The sequence below is a fragment of the Mycobacterium sp. genome (genome assembly GCF_050701675.1).
Taxonomy (GTDB): Bacteria; Actinomycetota; Actinomycetes; order Mycobacteriales; family Mycobacteriaceae; genus Mycobacterium.
Genome location: NZ_JBOGDD010000478.1, coordinates 1 through 4,795, shown reverse-complemented (window position 1 = coordinate 4,795; position 4,795 = coordinate 1). Strand labels below are relative to the sequence as shown.

Sequence of the window (4,795 nt, the reverse complement as noted above, 5' to 3'; positions counted from 1 at the left end):
CGTCGGAGAGGTCGCCCATGCCTGCGGCGAGGCGGCCCAGGTAGTTGAAACCGATGGTCGGGTCCGACCCGCCCAGCTCCACGTCGGGATTCAGGTAGCGCAGCAGACCGTAGGTCAAACCATCGGGCAATCCGCGAAGCTGTTCCTTGGCGTCCTTGATGACCGGGCCAAGCGCGGCCTCGCCAGCCACCACCTGCGCCCAGGACAGGTCGCCAACGGCCAGCGCCACCGGGTACTTGGTGGTGAACCAGCCCACCGTGCGCGACAAGTCAATGGCCGACGCCAGTTCCTCCTGGCGCCCGTGACCCTCGACGTCGATGCCGATCGGCGTTCCGCGGGTACCCAGGAACTCCGCCCAGGCCAACCCGAACGCGATCAGCAGGATGTCCTGCACGCCGGCGTGGAACGCCGCAGGCACTTCGCCGAGCAGGAGGCGGGTGGTCTCGGCGTTCAGTGACACCGAAAGGCGTCCGGCGCTGGCGTAGGTGTCCACTGCCGGTTGCACCGCAGGCAATGCCGCCGGGACCGCTGCCACCTGCCGCCAGGAATCGGCATGCCGGACCACGTCCGCGGAGCGGGCGTGGTCATTGAGCAGCGAGGACCAGCGGGCGAACGACGTGCCTCCCGTCGGCAATGCCACCGGCTGCCCGCTGCGATGCTGGGCCCAGGCAATGTTCAAGTCTTCCAACAGGATTCGCCACGACACCCCGTCGACGGCCAGGTGCTGGATGATCAACGCCAACTGACCGGTGTCGGGTACCCACAACGCACTCAGCAGCGCCCCGGCCCCAGGGTTCAACCGCGACCGCGCCGCGACCAGCGCCTCATCTGACAACGCCTCGACGGTGACCAGGCAATCGCGGGCGTTCACCGCGCCGACATCGGGCACCCTCAGCTGCAATTCGCCGTCGTCCTCGACGCGCAATCGCAGCGTGGCATGCCGATCCAGCAGCGCCTGCAACACCACGACCACGTCGGCCTCGGTGACGCCCGCGGGGGTCTGCACCACCAACGTCTGGTTGAACTGCTCGGTCGGTCCATCGACGTCGTGCAGCCAACGCATGATCGGGGTGGCCACCACCGGCCCGATGCCCTCATCGACCTCGGCGGCCTCACCGCCGGCCACCTCGGCCACCGCAGCCAGCCGGGCCACGGTCTGCTCCACGAAGACATCCCGCGGGCGGCACAGCACGCCGGCCGCGCGGGCCCGCGCCACCACCTGCATCGACAGGATGCTGTCCCCGCCAAGGTCGAAGAACGAGTCATCGACCCCGACCCGCTCGACCCCGAGCACCTGCGCGTAGATACCGGCCAGGATCTCCTCGACGGCATCGCCCGGCGCCCGGTAGTCATCACCGATGCCGCGATATTCCGGTGCGGGTAGGGCGCGGGTGTCCACCTTGTTGTTCGACGTCAGCGGCAGTGCCTCCAACACCACCACCGCCGCAGGCACCATGTACGGCGGCAGCCGATCTGCTAGTTGGGCGCGGGCCTCGGCCGGATCAGCGGTCCCGGTCACATATCCGACAAGGCGCTTGTCGCCGGGACGGTCCTCGCGGGCGATCACCACCGCCTGATCCACGCCGTCTAGACGGGCGAGCGCCGCTTGCACTTCACCGACCTCGATGCGGTAGCCGCGGATCTTGACCTGTTCATCGGCGCGACCGAGGTAAAGCAGCTGGCCGTCTTCTCCCCAGCACACCAGGTCCCCGGTGCGATACATCCGCGCACCAGGCTCCCCGAACGGACACGCCACGAACCGCGTCGCCGTCAGATCGGGCCTGCCCAAGTATCCCGATGCAACACCTGCACCTGCCACGTACAACTCTCCGACCACCCCTGCGGGCACCGGCTGCATCCAGGCGTCCAGCACGAACAGCGCAGCCCCTGCTACCGGAGAGCCGATCGGCACCACGCCCGAACCCGGTGTCAGCGGCGTACTGATCGCCACGCACATCGTGGTCTCGGTCGGGCCGTAGGCGTTGATCATCACTCGCCCGGGCGCCCACCGATCCACCACTGCGGCCGGGCAGGCCTCGCCAACCACGACCAATGCCGCCGACTCCAAACCCTCTGGGGACAGCATCGCCACCGCCGAGGGAGTCTGAGTGAGAACGCTGACGCGTTCCTCGACTAGCACGTGGTGGAAGTCCTCTGGTGAACCGGCCACCGATTCGGGGACCACCACCAGTCGCCCACCGCGCAGCAGCGCACCCCAGATCTCCCACACCGACACGTCGAAGGCCAGGGAATGACACAGTGGCCACACTCCAGGGCGCGGCAATCCGGCATCCAGCGATGCCATCAACTGGGTGACGTTGCGATGGGTGACGGCCACCCCCTTCGGGGCACCGGTGGTTCCCGAGGTGTAGATGATGTACGCAATGTCTTCAGGGGCCGGCGAAGGCAGTGGGGTGCTGGGTTGGGAGGCGACGGCCGGATCGTCGGCGTCGATGACCAGCAGATCGGACTCGCCAAGGCGTGGGCGCAGCGCGGCCGTGGTGATCGCGGCGATCGGTGCCGCGTCGGCGAGGATGAATTCCATTCGCGATGCCGGCACGGCCGGGTCGATCGGGAGATACGCCGCTCCGGTCTTGAGCACCGCCAGGATCGCCACGACGGCCTGAGCCGACCGTTCCGTCAGCAGCACTACCCGCTCACCCGGGCCGACGCCCTTGGTTGCCAGCAGATGCGCCAATCGATTAGCGGACTCATCCAGCTCGCGGTACGTCAGCGAGCCGCCATCGAATGTCAGCGCCACCGCATCTGGGGCGCTGGCCACCTGCGCGGCGAACAGCTCGGGCACTGACGTCGCGGCCGCGGCGGGCTGCGTCAACGTCGCACGATTGCCGATCTCGTCGAGGCCGGCTTGCTCGGCCGCGTCCAACGCACCCACCGACGACAACCGCCGCTCCGGATCGGTCGCCATCGCCGTCACGAGCCGTTGCACGCGTCCCGCGAGATCCGCGACCTCGAAATTCGAATAGGGCTGGCCCGCGCCGGCCGTGCTGAACGCAAGCTGATCACCGGAGCCGATGAAGAACACCCCGAAGTGACCCATGGGGCCATGGTTGGTGACTTCGACCGTTGCCGGGGCGTCACCGAACTTGAGACTCATTCTGGACGGGAGAAAGTTCACACCAATGCGATCAGACGCCTGCCGCCGGCCTGAAAGGCCACCGTCACCATCGACGAGATGCGCCGGAAACCGCTGATGCCGCAGGAGTTCCCGGATGCGTGTGTCGACCTGTCGACAGAAATCGGCGACCGTAGCTTCCGGCGGCGTGTCCAGCACGAGGGGCACGACGCCGGTGAGCATCGCCGGAAGCGTCTTCGACTCTGGACTCACTCGCCTGCTGACCGGGAAGTCGAGCGCCACCTGTGAACCGTTTCCGGACCACCCGCGCGCCAAGAGCGCACACGCCGCGGTGATGACTGAATAGCGACGGATACGCAAACCCTTGGACAGATCTCTGATTTGACCGACAACGGCCTGATCCACTTGAACCGACGCCGAGGGCGTGTACGGATCGCGCTCGTTTGACGCTTGAGGCAGCCGGTGGTCCAGTCCACTTTCCGGCGGCAGGTTGTTGCTCCAGTAGTCCTGGTCTTCCAGGAATTCGGCGGACTCCTCGTATCCGGTTTCGAGATCGACGAGGTCCTGCAATGAACCGAAGTAGGCAGGAGACGAAGCTTCTCCCGAAACAAGTGCCGAGTAGATGTTGGCGATTCGACTACTTACCAGCGCCATACCCAATCCATCAACAGAGATGTGGTGGCCCAAGCCGAAGAAGTAATACTCCTCTGGCCCCGTCTGGAATAACGTGAATTTCACCACGCGGTCGGTCAGCGGCATCGGAGTGTGCTGAATTGCCGAAGCTATCTCGCGGACTTTATCAACGGGCTGAGCCAAACCACTGACATCATGAAAGTCCAGATCAATATCGGAAGAGTCAATGGCCTTCTGGAAGACCTGACCGTCAACTTCGAAGAAAGCAGCCCTTGCCGGTTCGGCTTCTTGCATCGCTTGACGAACGGCCCGCTGGAGTAGATCGCGATCTATCGGCCCGTCAATCTTTCCTAAAAGGCCAAGCTGCCACTCCGTACTGGCAAGACCGCTTTCCTGTGAAAGCCAGATATCCAACTGCCCGCGCGACAGTGGTAGCGCGCCGTTGCCAGGCTCCATCCCACTCTCCCCACCAGACGATTTAACGCTCAGGAGGCCCCACCCTGCGCCAACCTATCGCGCAGGCTCTTGGGCCGTATATCAGACCAGTTGTGGTCAATATACTCTAGACAGGCAGCACGGTCCGCTTCGCCGTATGCCACCCGCCAACCAGCCGGAACGTCGGCAAAGGCCGGCCATAGGCTATGTTGCTCCTCGTCGTTGATCAAGACGAAAAAGCTGCCATTGTCATCATCGAACGGATTGATGCTCACGTTTCTCCAGGATGTTTAGTGGATGTCGCAAACATACTGTAGGCCCTCGAGCTTGGCGCGGGGTTTCCCTGAAGTTCATGATGTGACGCTCGACGCAGCTCGGCAAATGGTTCGCGGGCGAGGTTGCGGAGCGACTTGCAGCGTCGTGAATTGCCAGGTTATGTACAGGATTCCCGATCTTGAAAGAGAGACGGCGCAGAACAGAAGGCTGCTGCGATGCGATGGTCTGCGCTTTGCGCATTGCACTCCATACCGAGTGTGAACGCTGCGAGGAATCCTAGGTCAACCATGATGCGGCACCTGCTCGGCGCCCCTGCGTGCGTGGCTCCGGCACGCTGCTGAGGCCCCGGCGCCG

Annotated in this window: 2 protein-coding genes; both read right to left on the bottom strand. The window is 64.8% G+C overall.

Annotated elements, in window-relative coordinates:
- Positions 1-4,186, bottom strand: a 4,186-nt coding sequence (locus tag ACRDUX_RS14245) for an amino acid adenylation domain-containing protein (protein WP_526414675.1), incomplete at its 3' end; no start/stop codon positions are given.
- 29 nt (positions 4,187-4,215) lie between these two features.
- A complete protein-coding gene (locus tag ACRDUX_RS14240) occupies positions 4,216-4,440 on the bottom strand; it encodes an MbtH family protein (protein WP_526387226.1) in 225 nt (74 codons plus the stop codon).
- Positions 4,441-4,795: the final 355 nt, after the last annotated feature.